The sequence below is a fragment of the Aliidiomarina indica genome (assembly GCF_015354615.1).
Taxonomy (GTDB): domain Bacteria; phylum Pseudomonadota; class Gammaproteobacteria; order Enterobacterales; family Alteromonadaceae; genus Aliidiomarina; species Aliidiomarina indica.
On sequence record NZ_JACAVQ010000001.1, the window covers coordinates 168,343 to 184,935 of the forward strand.

General features: G+C 50.3%; 11 protein-coding genes and 3 tRNA genes. 10 read left to right on the forward strand and 4 right to left on the reverse strand.

Features of this window, described 5'->3' with window-relative positions:
* Positions 1 to 3: 3 nt before the first annotated feature.
* Both HXZ99_RS00840 and rmuC read left to right on the forward strand, forming a co-directional pair.
* Positions 4 to 1,512: a fumarate hydratase gene (locus HXZ99_RS00840; protein ID WP_194755384.1), complete on the forward strand. Its 1,509-nt coding sequence runs from the start codon at positions 4 to 6 to the stop codon at positions 1,510 to 1,512.
* Positions 1,513 to 1,582: 70 nt separating this feature from the next.
* Entirely contained in the window at positions 1,583 to 2,956 is a 1,374-nt protein-coding gene (gene rmuC, locus HXZ99_RS00845; protein WP_194755385.1) for a DNA recombination protein RmuC, read from the forward strand.
* A gap of 518 nt (positions 2,957 to 3,474) precedes the next feature.
* Here the strand turns inward: rmuC and HXZ99_RS00850 are convergent.
* Complete coding sequence (locus tag HXZ99_RS00850; protein WP_269434572.1) at positions 3,475 to 4,047, reverse strand: sn-glycerol-3-phosphate transporter; 573 nt, start codon at positions 4,045 to 4,047, stop codon at positions 3,475 to 3,477.
* A gap of 319 nt (positions 4,048 to 4,366) precedes the next feature.
* Between HXZ99_RS00850 and smc the strand changes: the two genes are divergently transcribed.
* The 3 genes from smc to ligA all read left to right on the forward strand — a co-directional run bounded on the left by smc (position 4,367) and on the right by ligA (position 11,110).
* Complete coding sequence (gene smc, locus HXZ99_RS00855; protein WP_194755386.1) at positions 4,367 to 7,831, forward strand: chromosome segregation protein SMC; 3,465 nt, start codon at positions 4,367 to 4,369, stop codon at positions 7,829 to 7,831.
* A 131-nt stretch (positions 7,832 to 7,962) separates the two neighbouring features.
* Entirely contained in the window at positions 7,963 to 8,991 is a 1,029-nt protein-coding gene (zipA, locus tag HXZ99_RS00860) for a cell division protein ZipA (RefSeq protein ID WP_194755387.1), read from the forward strand.
* Between the two features lie 79 nt (positions 8,992 to 9,070).
* Positions 9,071 to 11,110 (forward strand): NAD-dependent DNA ligase LigA, encoded by a 2,040-nt coding sequence (gene ligA / locus HXZ99_RS00865; protein WP_194755388.1) that lies wholly within the window; start codon positions 9,071 to 9,073, stop codon positions 11,108 to 11,110.
* A 73-nt stretch (positions 11,111 to 11,183) separates the two neighbouring features.
* Here the strand turns inward: ligA and HXZ99_RS00870 are convergent, their stop codons facing one another.
* Both HXZ99_RS00870 and gloB read right to left on the reverse strand, forming a co-directional pair.
* Positions 11,184 to 12,800: a lytic transglycosylase gene (locus tag HXZ99_RS00870; RefSeq protein ID WP_194755389.1), complete on the reverse strand. Its 1,617-nt coding sequence runs from the start codon at positions 12,798 to 12,800 to the stop codon at positions 11,184 to 11,186.
* A gap of 185 nt (positions 12,801 to 12,985) precedes the next feature.
* Positions 12,986 to 13,765 (reverse strand): hydroxyacylglutathione hydrolase, encoded by a 780-nt coding sequence (gloB, locus tag HXZ99_RS00875; protein ID WP_194755390.1) that lies wholly within the window; start codon positions 13,763 to 13,765, stop codon positions 12,986 to 12,988.
* A gap of 55 nt (positions 13,766 to 13,820) precedes the next feature.
* On the opposite strand from gloB, the gene HXZ99_RS00880 reads away from it, so the two are divergent.
* Positions 13,821 to 14,558: a class I SAM-dependent methyltransferase gene (locus HXZ99_RS00880; protein ID WP_194755391.1), complete on the forward strand. Its 738-nt coding sequence runs from the start codon at positions 13,821 to 13,823 to the stop codon at positions 14,556 to 14,558.
* Between the two features lie 26 nt (positions 14,559 to 14,584).
* Here HXZ99_RS00880 and rnhA read toward each other — a convergent pair whose 3' ends face one another.
* Positions 14,585 to 15,064, reverse strand: a complete 480-nt coding sequence (rnhA, locus tag HXZ99_RS00885; protein ID WP_194755392.1) for a ribonuclease HI — start codon at positions 15,062 to 15,064, stop codon at positions 14,585 to 14,587.
* A 91-nt stretch (positions 15,065 to 15,155) separates the two neighbouring features.
* Between rnhA and dnaQ the strand changes: the two genes are divergently transcribed.
* The 4 genes from dnaQ (at position 15,156) to HXZ99_RS00905 (ending at position 16,453) form a co-directional block, all read left to right on the forward strand.
* Complete coding sequence (gene dnaQ, locus HXZ99_RS00890) at positions 15,156 to 15,908, forward strand: DNA polymerase III subunit epsilon (RefSeq protein WP_194755393.1); 753 nt, start codon at positions 15,156 to 15,158, stop codon at positions 15,906 to 15,908.
* A gap of 198 nt (positions 15,909 to 16,106) precedes the next feature.
* A tRNA-Asp gene (locus HXZ99_RS00895) sits at positions 16,107 to 16,183 on the forward strand.
* 36 nt (positions 16,184 to 16,219) lie between these two features.
* Positions 16,220 to 16,296, forward strand: a tRNA-Asp gene (locus tag HXZ99_RS00900).
* Between the two features lie 80 nt (positions 16,297 to 16,376).
* Positions 16,377 to 16,453, forward strand: a tRNA-Asp gene (locus HXZ99_RS00905).
* Positions 16,454 to 16,593: the final 140 nt, after the last annotated feature.

The following is a 16,593-nucleotide window of genomic DNA, read 5'->3' on the forward strand; positions in this document are numbered from 1 at the left end:
CCGATGGCAACGATTCGACAGCAAGATTTTATTGATAGCATTGAAGATGCGCTTCAGTTTATTTCCTATTATCACCCGTTAGACTTTGTGAACGCCCTTGCCGAAGCCTATGAAAAAGAACAGTCGGAAGCGGCAAAAAACGCGATTGCGCAAATGCTTGTGAACTCGCGGATGTCTGCTCAGGGCCATCGTCCCCTTTGCCAAGATACTGGGATAGTGACTTGTTTTGTGAAGGTCGGTATGGATGTGCGTTGGGATAAAACCGATTTAACTGTTCAAGAAATGGTGGATGAGGGCACCCGCCGAGCCTACAACAACCCCGACAACCCATTACGCGCCTCTATTGTTGCGGATCCTGCAGGTGCCCGCAGAAACACCAAAGACAATACACCGGCCGTGGTTCACATCGATATGGTCCCAGGCGGTGACATCGAAGTGATGATTGCGGCAAAAGGCGGCGGTTCTGAAAATAAAACTAAAATGGCAATGCTTAACCCCAGTGATTCCATCGCGGATTGGGTGGTCGAAACCTTACCTAAAATGGGTGCAGGCTGGTGTCCACCAGGAATGCTAGGTATTGGTATTGGTGGTACTGCGGAAAAATCAGCGGTTCTGGCAAAAGAATCATTGATGGACCCAGTTGATATTCAAGAATTAATCGCGCGTGGACCACAAAATGCCGAAGAGAAACTGCGCCTCGAAATCTACGAGCGGGTAAACAAGCTGGGCATTGGTGCCCAAGGGCTGGGTGGCTTAACTACGGTGGTGGATGTGAAGATTCGCGCATTGCCCACACACGCGGCCTCGAAGCCGGTGACCATGATTCCAAACTGCGCGGCGACACGCCATGTTCATTTTCACTTAGATGGTAGTGGGCCAGCACAGCTGCAGCCGCCAAAATTAGAAGATTGGCCAGATATCACCTTCGAAGTGGGCGATAATGCGCGTCGTGTAAACCTCGATACTTTAACCGCAGAAGATGTGCGTGAGTGGAAGATGGGTGAAACTGTACTGCTCAGCGGCAAGTTATTGACTGGTCGTGATGCCGCCCACAAACGCATTAAGGACATGCTCGATAAGGGCGAAACGTTACCGGTCGATTTTACCAATAAATTTATCTATTACGTTGGTCCTGTTGATCCTGTGGGTGATGAAGTGGTGGGGCCTGCTGGTCCAACAACAGCAACGCGCATGGATAAGTTTACGGATTTAATGCTCGAGCAAACCGGTATCATTGGTATGATTGGTAAAGCTGAGCGTGGTAAAGCTACCGTGGCCAGTATCGCAAAGCATAAAGCCGTGTATTTGATGGCGGTTGGTGGCGCAGCGTACTTGGTGGCGAAAGCGATTAAGCAAGCGAAAGTGGTCGCTTTCGAAGATTTGGGTATGGAAGCCATTTATGAATTTGAAGTGGAAGACATGCCGGTGACGGTGGCCGTGGATAGCAATGGCGCAAATGCACACGAAACAGGCCCTGCAGTGTGGGCTGTGAAAATTGCTGAAATGAGTTAATTATTTCTGCAATTGTCTACGGAGCAGGGACGCTTCACCATTCATGGATTCATAAAAAAGAGAACAGCAGATGAGCGTAGAATCAATTATTTGGATACTGCTAGCGGGCATCATAGGTGTTGCCATTGGTGGGCTTGCTGTTGGACTCGGGATGCGCGTGCTTTTGCAACGGGAGCGCGCTGATGTGGCACGAGCCAGCCAAGAGGTGGAATTTGTGCGCGCCGGTGAGCAACAAGTGCGCGCTGAATTGCGCGCCTTGCAAGAAAAGCTAGAGCAGGAACAACGCCAAGCACAACGCTGGTTTACCGAGCTGGAAACAACACGCACGGGAGCGGAGCGAGAGCAAAAACACCTAGAAGAGAAATTAGCGCTACTGCAGCAAAGTGAAACCCGTTTACAAAAAGAGTTCGAGAATCTTGCCAATCGAATTTTTGAGCAGAAGTCTGCAGCGTTTGAAACCCGGCAAAATCAAACCCTCAGTGCCACCTTAAAACCTCTGAAAGAACATTTAGATACGTTCCGAAAACAAGTGAATGAGCAATTTACCGAGGAAACCAAACAACGCTCAAGCTTGCAGCGGGAAATTTTAACCCTGAAAGAACTGAATCAACAGATGGCCAGTGAGGCAGAAGCCCTTACCCGTGCTCTTAAAGGCGACTCTCGACAACAGGGCGCGTGGGGAGAACTGGTGCTTGAGCGAATTCTGGAACAATCTGGACTGCGCGAAGGGTATGAATACGATACCCAAGGTCAGCACCGAAGCGATGAAGGCAAGCGTTACAAACCGGATGTCATCGTTCATTTGCCGAATCAACGGGATGTAATCATTGATTCGAAAGTGAGTTTGGCCGCGTATGAGCGCTATTTTAATACCGACGATGATGTGGTGCGGGAGAAAGCATTGAGTGACCATGTCACCTCGTTGCGCAATCATATCCGCGAGCTGGGCAAGAAGAATTATCAGCAACTGGAAGGCGTACGTACACTTGATTATGTGTTGCTGTTTGTGCCAGTCGAACCAGCGTTTTTATTAGCGGTGGATCGGGATCCTGAATTAATTCGCTTAGCGCTGGATAATCAAATTATGCTGGTCAGCCCCACTAATTTGTTGGTGGCGCTGCGCACGGTACACAATATTTGGCAGTATGAGCATCAGAGTCAAAATGCCCAACAGATCGCTGCCGATGCCGGTAAGCTGTACGACAAGTTTGTGGGCTTTTTAGAGGACCTGAGTAAAATCGGTAACTCCTTGGATACCACCCGCAAGCACTATGAAAGCGCCCTCAATAAATTGTCGACGGGGCGCGGTAATATTGTTGGCCGTGTTGAGAAATTTCGCCAGTTAGGGGTGAATCCAGGCAAGCGCATCGATCAAGCCTTTCTCAACGATGAGGACGATGACAGCGACCCTGATACCTTGCCAAAGGCCTCCTCGAAAGATTGATGGCTGATTAAAGGCCTTACCCATCCGCAGCGGAATAGTTCATTGTGCAGACGGCACGATAAGAACCAAATGCGTATCGCTTGTTGATTCCAAGCGATACGCAAATCAATTTGAAACCCCGTGTGCTCTGACTCAAGCAATAAGCTTTGTATCAGCAAATTACGCTGCTCTGGTTCATACCATTGCGAGAATCCTTGAAGCGAGTATCGGCTGGCGCGCCATTCGCCGTGAATTTGGGCGGCACGCGGGCAAAAGATGACATTGTTTGTGCGAGCATGGACGCAAATAAATCCGAAGGGCTTGCGCAGGTCGCTGTGAATAAGATGTCGGTTAGGATCCCCTGTATAAAGAAAGGGGCGTTCCCGTACACTTGCGTTATCGAAAGGGTGCTCCGCGATTGAGACGTCCATGCCTTACCTCGCTATCCATAGGTTAATGAGTCAATGAACCTAGAGAATAGCGAGCAACGATGGCAAGCAACATAGTTAAGGGCAGAAATACGCGATTGCCGATAGCCTTTAGAAGCGCGCGCCCAACGTGAGCATTACACCACTGAAACCAAAGAAAGTGACTTCAGCAACACCCCAGCCGTAATTGGCGCCCACCATCGGGATAATGGCTGGTGCAATACCAAACTGATTAAACGGAATTTTATCGCGGTATTCACCACGATATCCGTGAATCAGGCCGGCGGTAATTTTAGCGTAGGTTTGGATGTCGTTATAGCGGATGAGATCTTGTCGCACGCCGCCATAGAGATAAATAGATTCTTGAGCAAATGAATTTTGAAACCAGGCCGCCCCTACCAAGGGTCGCCCGTAACCAAAATAATCATGCAACCCTTCAAAATAAGTGGGTTCAAAACGGTCACCGTACCACTCTAAACCAATAAGGTCTTGCTGGTTATTGTGTTCTGGTTTGGGGTTGAAGTGCGTTGTGAATACCGATGTATGCAACTGAAAACGAAAGTCTTCGTAGTCTTTTGCCGAGGAATGAGCGTGATCATCGTAAGCGTAAGCTCCGCCGATCAGACTAGAGCTTGCCAGCATTACTGCAACCAAGTGAGATTTTCGCCTTCCGTTTCGATACATCAATCGATCCTTTTCCTTCCTAATTGGGTTACCGCATCGCTTACATCAATAAGCATTTTAAACCCGTGCCTGACAGCGTCGTTAATAACAAGTACTTAGACTAGCACAAACCAGATCAGACCAGATCTTAAAAGGCCTAGGAGACGGGCGCAAGAATTATCGTGTAAGGAAAATGTAGAGATGTTGTCTCATTATACCTTTTCGCTTTACACTGAAGCATTAGAGAAGCATTCACTAAGCATTGGCCAATTCCGCTGAGGCTTGGAAATCTGATGATAATCATAAGTATAACGAGGGCACAGCCCCCTAAACGGATTTCATGCGATTAAAACATATTAAGCTTGCTGGCTTTAAATCCTTCGTTGATCCAACGAAAGTGGCGTTTCCCGAGCAAATGACCTGTATTGTTGGGCCGAACGGCTGTGGCAAATCCAACGTGATTGACGCCGTGCGCTGGGTGCTAGGGGAAAGCTCCGCGAAGAACTTGCGGGGCGATGCCATGACCGACGTTATCTTTAACGGCTCGCAATCGCGCAAGCCGGTATCTCAGGCCAGTGTTGAGTTGGTTTTTGATAATAGCTCGGGGCGAGTCCAGGGCGAGTTCGCCAGTTTTAATGAAATTTCTGTAAAGCGCATCGTGACTCGCGAAGCGCAATCTACCTACCTGCTCAACGGAACCAAATGCCGCCGCCGAGATATTACGGATTTGTTTTTAGGTACAGGCTTAGGACCGAGAAGCTATGCGATTATCGAGCAGGGGATGATTTCTCGGTTGATTGAATCACGGCCGCAAGAACTTCGTGTTTTTATTGAAGAAGCGGCGGGCATTTCCAAATACAAAGAACGGCGCAAAGAAACAGAGAGTCGCATGAATCGCACCCGCGACAATCTCGAGCGTTTGGCTGATGTGCGCGAAGAACTTGGCCAACAGCTCGCCAAGCTACAGCGACAAGCGGCAGCAGCGCGCCGTTATCAAACTTTAAAAGCCGAAGAGCGCACCTTAAAGGCAGAACTACAGGCATTACGTTGGACCAAATATCAACAAGAATGTGACCGGCTTGAGCATCAAGTAAAGCAAGAAGAAACCGAACTGCAAAAATGGGTCGCCGAGCAACGGGGCAGTGAGCGCGGACAAACTGAGTTGCGGGAGCGCGAAGCGGATTTAAAAAATCAGCTTGATGCAGTGCAGCAACGGTTTTATCAGGTAAACAATGAAATCACTAAGTTAGAGCAGCAAATTCAACATGCTCGTCATCTTAGCCAGCAACGAGAGCGGCAAGGGCATGAATATCGCGCCCAGTTGCAACAATTAAGTGCGCAATATGATGCCGACAGCGAACATGTTCAGACGCTTGCAGAGCGTATTGCCGATCAGCAATTTACCCTTGATGAACTCAGTGAATCTTTACAGATTGCTGAGCTTGCCAGAGAAGAAGCAGAGCTGCAGTATCAAACGTGGCAGGAAGGCTTCCAGCTATTTCGCGATGAACAAGCGGAGCGAAATCGTGATCTCACCCTGCTTTCAGCAGAAATTAAATCGAATCAAACATTAAAAGAGCGCATTGAGCATCGATTAGAGGTTATTGTCGCTGAGATTGCCGATATTCCCGAGTTTGATGATACGGCTCTACGCGAGCTATCGGCTTTGGTGACTGCGGAAAGTGAGCGAGTGGCAAGCGTGCAAGAGGATTTGCAAGCGAGCCAGATAAATTTGCAACAGCTTGAGAATGCGCTAGCAGCGGCGCAAGATGCATTGCAACAGGAACAGCATCGGGCGCAACAAACCGCAGGACGTATTGCCTCGCTTGAACAGCTTTTGGCCACCACTGAAACCGCCGCCGCCACGGATACGTGGGTTACTGACCAAAACCCATTGGGTTTACTGCGGGAACTGCTCGATATTCCAGAGCGCTTCCGAGCGGCCGCGCAACATGTATTGGGGCCTTGGTTATCATTACCGGTACTAACGCAACCGTTGCCGCAGCGCGCATGTCAGCAGGGAGCTTTGGTGGTCCCCTCGTCTAATTCTGCAGATAATGCGAGCGCTAGCATAGCGGCCTTTGCAGACTCCCGCGTACGTCCCTTATCAATTCTACAGTTACTGGCCGTGGCTGACGATGTAGACGCCGCTGATCAGGCACTGGCAAGCCATCCAGAACTTCTGGCAGTACTGCTTCCTGAAGGTGAGGTCCGTAGTCGGGACTGGGTATTAAAAGGGAATGACGGAGAGGACACGGCGCTCGATTGGCAAGCGCAGTTACAGCAACAGCAAGCGTTAGCGTTAGACATTTCGGCTCAGATTGATACGCAAGAACAGGCGATCGAAGAACAACGCCGCCGCATCGCGGAAACGAAGTCAATCATCGCGGAGCAGCAGGAGGCATTGGCAGCAGCACGAGAAGCTCATGCACGCTTGAGTGAGCGGCAGCAAAGTAGCGAACGCGATCAGAAACAACATGCGCTGCGCAGTGAACGCTTACATCAAGAGCAAGCAGAACTTCAGACGCAGTTGGCGGCACTCGGTGACCAACTGCAACAGGCACAGCATCGGTTAGCGCAGTTATCGCAGCAACAAAATGATGCTGCTCCGCAATTAGAGCGGCAACAGCGTGAAGGTGAGACCTTGCAGGGGGCACGTCAAAGTGCCAATCAACAATGCCAAATTGTGCAGCAGCAACGGCACGAAGCGCAATTAGTGTTGTCTCAACAGCAAAGTAAGCAAGAAAATTTGCAACAGATGCTGGCGCGTATTGAGCAACAAAAGAAAGATATTGCCCAACGTTTACAGGAACTCGATCATACTGATGAGCAGGCCCATGACGTGGCACTTATTGAAGAAGATCTAGCAATACAACTGTTGCAACGAGAAAATATTGAAACTGAACTGGCTGCTGTGCGCGAACAATTAGCCGCGGTGACGACGGATTTGGCAGATCTTAATCAAGGTCAAAGTGCAGTGCTTGAACGCATTGCTCGGCAGCAGGAACGAGTACAAAGCGGTAAACTAGAGCTTGCCGCGGCGCGGGAACGAGGACATGCGTTACTCGATGCGCTGAAGGACATGAATGTTAGTTTAAAATCAGTGCTCGAATCGATGCCTGAGGACGCGGAAGAAGGTCGCTGGCAAAACCAGCTTGATGAGGTGATTCGCAAAGTAAGTCAGCTCGGTGCGATAAACTTGGCAGCTCTCGAAGAGGTAGAGGTTCAGGCAGAGCGTAAGTCTTATTTAGATGCGCAGCATGAGGATTTAACCGCGTCATTGCAGACTTTAGAAGATGCCATTAAGAAAATTGATCGGGAAACACGGCAACGATTCAGAGCAACTTATGATCAGGTCAATCAGGATCTACAACAATTGTTCCCGAAGGTGTTTGGTGGCGGTAATGCTTACCTAGAACTGACCGATGATGATTTGCTAGAAACGGGGGTCACCATCATGGCGCGTCCTCCGGGGAAAAAGAACAGTACCATTCATCTGCTCTCGGGTGGAGAAAAGGCATTAACTGCGCTGGCACTGGTATTTGCAATATTCCGCCTGAATCCAGCGCCTTTCTGTTTGCTAGATGAGGTTGATGCACCGTTAGATGACGTTAACGTCGGTCGATTCTGCCGTTTGGTTGAAGAAATGTCGGAAACCGTCCAGTTTATTTATATTAGTCATAATAAAATTGCGATGGAAATGGCCACCCATTTATCAGGGGTCACCATGCAAGAGCCTGGGGTATCGCGATTGGTCGCGGTGGATGTGGATGAGGCATTGGCGATGGCCGATGCAACGGCTTAATATAAGCGCAGGTTGCGCTAAGTGGGTGAGCGCCCGCAGAAAATACAAGAATTTCCGTGAACGACGGGTGTTATTGCAGAATAAACCCATTACAATCAATGAAAGAAGCTGACGGATAACAGGTAGCAGCAATGGATAGTTTACGAGTCATACTTATTTTAATTGGCATTGCCCTAATTATAGGATTAGTTGCGCACGGGTTGTGGACTTTGCGCAGTAACCAACAACGCAACGGGAACCCGAAAACACACGGGTCGAGTAAGCGCCAAAAAGGAGCGCAAGCAGATTTGCTTGATGCCGCCGATGATGCCGACGCCGATCATGCTGCCTTCGATGAGCTAGGTTTAAGTAAGGTGCGTTTACGTCCTAAGCAGGGTACTCGGCAAACGCAAGACGTGGATCAGGCTGAAGCGTCAGTGATGAGTACAAACAATGATGCCAAATCGCAGCCATCTATAGAAACACCGTCGATGCAAACCCACAGTGACGATATTGAGCCTGAATTGCCATCGTTTCGCGCGGAGCCTCGCGATGTGCGCTCCGATGCGTCATCGGAGAATGCAAGCCCAATTCGCGCAGAGCGCCATGAAAGTGGCGAAGTACCTGCCGCAACTACGGCAACAAATACGCCAGCCAAGAGCACCGAAAAAAGCGAAACCGTTGAGCAATTGAATATTGGATTACCGGAGTCTGAAGTAAGCGAAGAAGAAGCGGAACCGCCGAAAGAAGAGGTGATTACACTTTACGTGTCGGGTGATATTCAAGGCACGATTCTATTGCAAACGGTGACCGAGCTGGGCTTGAAGTTTGGCGAGTTAGATATTTTCCATCGTTACGAACAACCTTCTGGGCGCGGACCGTTGTTGTTCCGCATGGCCAATATGTATAACCCAGGTACCTTTGATTTAGATGATCTGGAAAACTTCCGCACGCGAGGTGTGGTGTTATTCATGGCACTGCCGATTAAGTATGACGGTCACAAAGCTTTCACCATGATGTACAACGCCGCAAATAAAATTGCTGAAGCGATGCCACGAGCGGCGGTGTTGGATCATAATCGCAACCCGATGACCAAACAATCGGTGCAACATACCTATCAACGTATTCGCGAGTTTGAGCGACGCCAACGTCTGGCTGGATTGCGCTCGTCCTCATCATAACGACGCGGATAAGAAAAGAGGCGGCTGCGGCCGCTTTCTTTTATTCTAAAGATGACCAAAAGCACGAGTGAAGCATTGCATGACAGAGACGAACCACGATGAAACCGGCGCCAAACTTGAGGCGTTGCGGGCCCAATTAGACCAATACAATTATGAATATTATGTGTTGGCACAACCGTCTGTGCCTGATGCCGAGTACGATCGTATATTTCGCGAGGTGCAGGCAATTGAGGCAGAACATCCAGAATTAGCTTCAGACACCTCGCCAACGCAACGAGTGGGAGCGCCGCCAAGTGGTGCATTTGCGGAAGTGGAACACGAAGTGCCTATGTTGTCTCTGGATAATGCATTTGCAGAAGATGAGATGAATGCCTTTATTCGTCGCGTCAGCGAGCGTGCTGGCATGTCTGCAGCGGCGTTGCGTTGGTGTGCAGAACCTAAACTCGATGGTCTGGCAGTGAGTTTGCTGTACGAACATGGCAAATTAGTGCGTGGAGCAACCCGTGGTGATGGTTATCGCGGTGAAGATATCACTGCCAATGTAAAAACCATTCGTGCGATTCCTCTACAGCTGCGGGGCGACTTCCCTGATCGGGTGGAAGTACGTGGTGAAGTCTTTATGAGCCGAGCGGGTTTTGAACGCATGAATGAACAGGCATTGGCAGCGGGTGAAAAAGTGTTTGCGAACCCGCGTAATGCTGCGGCCGGAAGCCTACGTCAACTCGACTCCCGTGTAACCGCCAAGCGGCCATTGCAGTTTTACGCCTATGCCATGGGCACCGTGCAGCCAGCGCGTCAATTAGATGATGACAGCCATTACCAGCGTCTATTGCAATTACGCGAATGGGGACTCCCTGTGTGTCCTGAAATCGCGCAACTGGGGCACAGCGAGGATTGCTTTGATTACTACCAACGCATTGGTGAAAAACGCGATTCACTCCCCTATGAAATTGATGGGGTTGTATTTAAGTTAGATGCAGTAGATTTGCAAGAACAGCTTGGTTTTGTATCACGCGCGCCACGTTGGGCGATTGCGTTTAAATTTCCGGCACAAGAGCAACTGACGTGGTTGAAAGATGTGGATTTTCAGGTGGGCCGCACTGGTGCCATCACGCCAGTAGCCCGCCTTGAACCGGTGGAAGTGGCGGGTGTGGTGGTGTCGAACGCTACCTTGCATAATGCGGATGAAATTGCGCGGCTAGGCGTGCGTATTGGCGATCGGGTGATTGTTCGCCGCGCGGGCGATGTTATTCCACAGGTTGTTGGAGTGCTGATGGATGAACGTCCAGAACACACGCAACCAGTTATTTTCCCAGAACACTGCCCGGTATGTGGATCTGCGGTGGAACGGGTTGAAGGCGAAGCTGTTGCACGGTGCACCGGAGGCCTATTTTGTGCGGCCCAACGCAAAGAAGCGATCAAACACTTTGCCTCGCGCAAAGCCATGGACATCGATGGGCTTGGGGATAAGCTTGTCGAATTATTGGTTGAACGTGAATGGGTGAAGCATCCCGCTGATCTGTTCCAGCTCAGTGCGCGCGAGTTTGCGTCACTGCCACGTATGGGATCAAAATCCGCCCTCAACTTAGTTGATGCCTTGGAAAAGGCGCGCCGCACCACCTTACCGCGGTTTCTTTATAGTTTAGGCATTCGTGAGGTAGGCGAGGCGACGGCACAATCTTTGGCACTTCACTTTGGCTCCTTAGATGCAATTATGGAAGCCGATGAAGACGCCCTCAAGGAGGTGCCTGATGTGGGCGTGGTTGTTGCTGAACATATTTATAATTTCTTCCGAGAGCCACACAACCGAGAAGTGATTGATGCGTTAACGAGCGGTGACAATCCGGTGTCATGGCCGGATATCGAAGTAAAGGCTGCCGAAGAACTGCCGTTGCAGGGGCATACCTATGTACTTACCGGCAGCTTAACGGAAATGACTCGCGATGAGGCGAAGGCCGCTCTTCAGGCGCTTGGCGCCAAAGTGTCTGGCAGCGTGTCGAAGAAAACAACGGCGGTAATTGCCGGTGACGCTGCGGGCTCGAAGCTGGCGAAAGCAGAAAGCCTAGGCGTACCGGTACTCACGGAGACTGAGTTGGTCGATCTGCTTGGTGAGCACTAATGCCATGATGACGGATACTAAAAGGGGCTCACTAATCAGTGAGCCCCTTTTTTGTATGCTGTACGCGTCGCGTTTAAATGTTTACGCGAGTGACATCGACATGCAGCGTCAGGCGTTGCCCCGGCTGTAAAAAGCGGTCACGACTAATCGAGTTCCACTGCTCGATATCGGCAATAGAGACACGGAAACGCGAGGCGATACGGGCTAACGAATCACCCGAGCGCACTTGGTACTGAATAGTGCGTACTACCGGCGTGCTTGTTGACGCTGTAGTGCCCGTGCTGGCGGTAGCTTGGGTCTGCCAAACCACGAGAGTTTGACCAGGACGCAGCATATCGCCCGGCGCCATATTGTTCCATCGTGCTAAATTAGCCACGGTGACGCCATATTTGCGTGATAAATCCCACAAGGTATCGCCACGGGCAACACGGTGTTCAACACGTGTGCCAGAGCTTGTACGGCCTTGTGCAGACGCTAGGCGCTGTTCAGCGCTTAAGGTGTAGCGCTCTAAATCCTGACTGGCGACCGGAATGAGCAAATAATCGCCACGGCGAATCATTGTGCCGCTCAGATTATTAAACTGCTGAATGGCGGTCGGCGTCGTATTGTAACGACGGGCAATGGTGATCAAGCTCTCGCCAGAACGTACTTGATGACGCTGCCAAGCGAGCCAATCTTTGGGATCTGAGTTTGCCATAGCAGTGCGAAAATCGCGTGCGCGCTCTGACGGTAACAGCAGGGTATGTGGCCCATCTGGGGCTGTTGCCCAACGATTATAACCAGAGTTGTAGCGGTGCAATTCCTCTAAACTCATGCCTGCCATTTCAGCGGCTAATGCAAGATCAATCTGTTGGCCGACATCGACTATTTCGGTGACAGGTTGGTTTGGAATATAAGGCCAAGTGACAGCCCACGTATCACTTTCTTTAAGCAACTCTGCCAGTGCAAGAATCTTCGGCACGTAGTTGCGTGTTTCCCGCGGCAGATTATCTAGTGACCAGAAATCGGTGCCTTTGCCGGCTTGCTCATTGCGCCGCATAGCCCCTAAAACACGACCTTGACCGCCGTTATATGCCGCTAAAGCAAGCAACCAATCGCCGTTAAAGGTTTGTCCTAAGCGGTCAAAGTAATCTAACGCAGTCGTGGTGGCGGCCATCACATCGCGGCGACCGTCATACCACCAGTTGATATCTAAGCCGTAATGGCGCGCTGTACTCGGAATAAACTGCCAAATGCCACTGGCACGGCCATGGGAGTATGCAAAGGTGTCATAGGCACTTTCCACAACAGGAACCAACACCAGCTCGAGCGGAAGATTACGCTTCTCAATTTCTTCAACGATGAGATGTAAAAATGGCGCAGCCCGTTGAGCGACCCGATCAATATAGCCTGGATGGCGTAAATACCAGTCCCGGTGACTCTGCACCAAACTATTATCTGGCACTTCAATCGCCATTTGCATACGTACACGATCCCAGATATCCGCTTGCAACTGCGGCGGTAGCTCTTTTTCTTGCTGAGCAACGTCGGCCTGCACTGGATGGACTAACGCGTAGCGCTGTAATCCTTCTTGCAATGGATACTCGGTGGTAGGTGCAACATCTTGCTCGGCTTCGTGATCGGCGGTGCTTGTTAACTGACACCCAGATAAACCAAGTACAACAGACGCGGCGAGAATGGCTCGCTTCATGATATCCCCTAAAACTTAATAATCGTTAAATATGAACAGCAGTGAGTTGGGCTCACTGTACTCACAATGTGTTATCTCAGACGTTGCTTCGTAACACTTATATGTTTGTAGCGCACGTGTTAAGCCATCGCACATGGTTATCAAGCCAGGTGTGTGAGCTTTTGGATTGTGCATATTTTAATCACTTAAAACGAATCTTTCCAGCGCCGAATGCTTGCAAATACCTCTGCGGGGCCACTTAACGACTGTTTTTCTTTTGATTCCGCTGCGTTACGTACGAAAGATTTTTCTACCCGTAAAAATGGGTTCGTTGCCAGTTCGTCTGCCAATGTTGATGGCAAGGTTACCTTGTTTTCTGAACGTAACCGCGCAACCTGCTGTTGTCGCTCAGAAATCGCTTGATTATTCGGTTCAACCGCTGCTGCAAAGCGCAAATTAGCAGCTGTATATTCGTGTGCACAATATACCTTTATTTTTGCCGGAAGTGCGGCCAGTTTTTGCAAAGATTGATAAAACTGATCCGGTTTGCCTTCGAACATGCGTCCACAGCCAGCGGCAAATAATGTATCACCACAAAATAACTGGGTATCGTTATAGAATGCAATATGGTCGAGGGTATGACCAGGACACTCAAGCACGCGTAATTGCAGGGCGCCATCAAGCAGCTGAATATCGTCACCTTCGCGTAAAGGGTGCGTGACGCTATCGATGTTATCGCTATGAGGCCCATAGACGGGGCAAGGATAGCGTTGCAATAATTCCACAACACCGCCAGTATGGTCCCAATGATGATGGGTTAACAGAATCGCTTCGGGCACCAGGTTTTCTTGCTCAAGATAGGCAAATACTGGCGTTGCGTCGCCCGGATCGACAATCACGCATGCCCGCGCATCTTGCTTGGACTGGTGCTGGTCGATGACCCATATATAATTGTCTGTAAAGGCGGGAACGGGATGGATTCGCATACCTGACATTCCTTTTCTAAAGCTAGAATTCACCAACAGTATAGTGGGATTTTCTATGTGGTTGAAACCGGCGCGTATCGATAACGCGCCTAAAGCGCCTCAACATTGGCAACAGATACCCCACGGTGGCTGGTGGCGCGATGCGCTGGCGGTCGCGCTAGAACCCCATTGGGAAACGCTATTTGGACACTATCTGTTGTCGTTAGGCCCGCTCAGTCATGGTTTACCGAATCGGTGTCGTATCCGCGAGCAATATTGCGTCGGGCCCGGCTCAAAAGCGCATGTGCATGCGGAATACAATGCATTGCCCTTTAGTGAAAATACAGTCGACGCGGTGTTACTGACCCATGTGCTCGAATATGCATCAGATCCTCATAGTATTTTACGTGAAGTGGATCGGGTTTTGCGCGCCGACGGCCATCTTTTGCTGGCGCTCACGAACCCATGGAGCCCAACAACAGTTGCGAGGATGTGGCCGGCCTGGCGGAAATCGCCACTGTTAAATACGCGGATGTTTAGTCAGGCGCGGGTTAGCGACTGGCTGAATTTAATGCACTATGAGGTTATCCACCAAGGCTACTTTGCCGCGGGCGTTCCCACCTCAACAGTTAAAGATCCGGAAAAAGGGTGGCGTTGGCTGATGCGCCAATGGCCTTCATTGCAAGCCGGGTATTACATGATTGCGCGCAAGAGAGAGTGGCCAATTACGCCCGTTCGCATGGGCGCAAATAATCGTCAAAAACAACGCATTGCCCTCGGTGCATCCGGGGTTTCCACGCGCTCTTCGGATTAATGGTGATGGGGAATGAGCGACGCCTCTTAGCTTACTTGGGCTAAATAGCCGGTATCTTCATGGCTGGCTTGGTGCGTTGCAGCGTCGCGGGCGAGTACATCACAGCGTTCGTTTTCAATATCGCCAGAATGTCCTTTTACCCAATGCCAGGTGATCTTATGACGGGCTTGTGCGGCATCTAAACGTTGCCATAAATCCACGTTCTTCACCGGTTTTTTCTGGCTGGTACGCCAGCCTTTTTGTTTCCAACCTGCAAGCCAACTTAAGATGCCTTGGCGAACGTATTCACTGTCGGTATAAAGATCAACATTGCAAGGTCGGGTCAGGGTTTCTAATGCAACCGCGGCGGCCAGCAACTCCATCCGATTGTTTGTGGTGAGGGCATAGCCTTTGGCTAGTTCTTTACGATGACCACCATAACGCATCACAATACCATAGCCACCCGGTCCAGGATTTCCGAGACAGGAACCATCTGTGTAAATGATCACTTCTTTTTTCTTCGTCATTTGCTCTGTATCGTGAATGCTTTAAGATAAGTGAATTCTTCGCGAGTATACGTGCCCAATGTGGGCGGCACAAACCGAGCAGCGTAAAAAAATGGATCACACTCAGATAGACAACAACCAAGACCCGAAAACCAAGCGTCAGATTATCCTTGATACAGAGACCACCGGCATCGATCCGGCGAAAGGTCACCGTATCATTGAAATAGGCTGTGTTGAGATGATTGGCCGCAAGCTAACCGGGAATCATTTCCATGTGTATCTTAACCCTGAGCGCTTAGTGGAAGAAGAAGCCATTAGGGTACACGGAATTACCAATGAATTCCTTCAGGATAAGCCGGTGTTTGCGCAGGTAGTAGATGATTTCCTTGAGTATATTCGGGGTGCGGAGTTGGTTATTCACAACGCCCCGTTTGATGTTGGCTTCTTGAATAGCGAACTGGCCTTGATTGGATCGCATAAAGGGCGCATCGAAGATGTGGCTACTGTGTTCGATACCTTGCCTTATGCTCGCGAAAAATTCCCAGGGCAACGCAACAGTCTTGATGCCCTATGTAAGCGTTTCGATGTCGACAATGGTCATCGTACCTTGCACGGCGCATTGCTCGATGCGGAGATTCTCGCCGACGTCTATTTGATGATGACCGGCGGTCAGCGCAAGCTTTTTGTGCCCACGCAAACTCAGAAGGGAAGTGACCATGAGAAAGGCATTAAGCGTTTAGCGGAAGATAGACAGCCCCTGCGCGTGGTGCATGCGAGTGCCGCGGAGCAAGAAGCCCATGCGGCGTACTTGGCCCAAATTGAAGAAGAGAGCGGCGTGCGTAAATGGGTAGAGCCTAGCCAGTAATGGGCAACGGCTAGGGCCGAAATTGCTGCTAATTGCAGCAATTTAAGTTGTTTAATTGCACGATTGCTTTTTTCCTGAGCAATCAGTCGCGAAAGTGTAAAAAAAGGGGTTGACTCTACGCGGTCTGGCTCGTATTATCCTCGCCGCGTTGAGGGGATGCCTAAACGGTATCACATCACGTTGATTGCAAAACCCAGTGGAGCGGTAGTTCAGTTGGTTAGAATACCGGCCTGTCACGCCGGGGGTCGCGGGTTCGAGTCCCGTCCGCTCCGCCACTTTGCAAACAACCACCTCAGCCAGATTTCAGGTCAGGAGCGGTAGTTCAGTTGGTTAGAATACCGGCCTGTCACGCCGGGGGTCGCGGGTTCGAGTCCCGTCCGCTCCGCCATTTTGCAGCCATGCAAAATCGCTGACTTGATATCACATCGCCGCACGTGTCGAACTACCCGCTGCAGCGAAATTAACAATGGAGCGGTAGTTCAGTTGGTTAGAATACCGGCCTGTCACGCCGGGGGTCGCGGGTTCGAGTCCCGTCCGCTCCGCCATTTCTTTACGCTATATATATCCCTCACTGTTTCGGTACCCTTGACCTAGCTTGATTCAAAAGCCCGTGGGTTCGGTTCTGGTTTTCTGATTTTTCTCAATTTCTTCCGCGACATTCTATTGACCGCGATCTTTACGCATT

What these genes read in the sequence shown, in the direction of transcription:
- HXZ99_RS00840 (WP_194755384.1), top strand. Translation starts at nt 4, where the DNA reads ATGGCAACGATTCGACAGCAAGATTTTATTGATAGCATTGAAGATGCG.
- rmuC (WP_194755385.1), top strand. Translation starts at nt 1,583, where the DNA reads ATGAGCGTAGAATCAATTATTTGGATACTGCTAGCGGGCATCATAGGT.
- HXZ99_RS00850 (WP_269434572.1), bottom strand. Translation starts at nt 4,047, where the DNA reads ATGTATCGAAACGGAAGGCGAAAATCTCACTTGGTTGCAGTAATGCTG.
- smc (WP_194755386.1), top strand. Translation starts at nt 4,367, where the DNA reads ATGCGATTAAAACATATTAAGCTTGCTGGCTTTAAATCCTTCGTTGAT.
- zipA (WP_194755387.1), top strand. Translation starts at nt 7,963, where the DNA reads ATGGATAGTTTACGAGTCATACTTATTTTAATTGGCATTGCCCTAATT.
- ligA (WP_194755388.1), top strand. Translation starts at nt 9,071, where the DNA reads ATGACAGAGACGAACCACGATGAAACCGGCGCCAAACTTGAGGCGTTG.
- HXZ99_RS00870 (WP_194755389.1), bottom strand. Translation starts at nt 12,800, where the DNA reads ATGAAGCGAGCCATTCTCGCCGCGTCTGTTGTACTTGGTTTATCTGGG.
- gloB (WP_194755390.1), bottom strand. Translation starts at nt 13,765, where the DNA reads ATGCGAATCCATCCCGTTCCCGCCTTTACAGACAATTATATATGGGTC.
- HXZ99_RS00880 (WP_194755391.1), top strand. Translation starts at nt 13,821, where the DNA reads ATGTGGTTGAAACCGGCGCGTATCGATAACGCGCCTAAAGCGCCTCAA.
- rnhA (WP_194755392.1), bottom strand. Translation starts at nt 15,064, where the DNA reads ATGACGAAGAAAAAAGAAGTGATCATTTACACAGATGGTTCCTGTCTC.
- dnaQ (WP_194755393.1), top strand. Translation starts at nt 15,156, where the DNA reads ATGGATCACACTCAGATAGACAACAACCAAGACCCGAAAACCAAGCGT.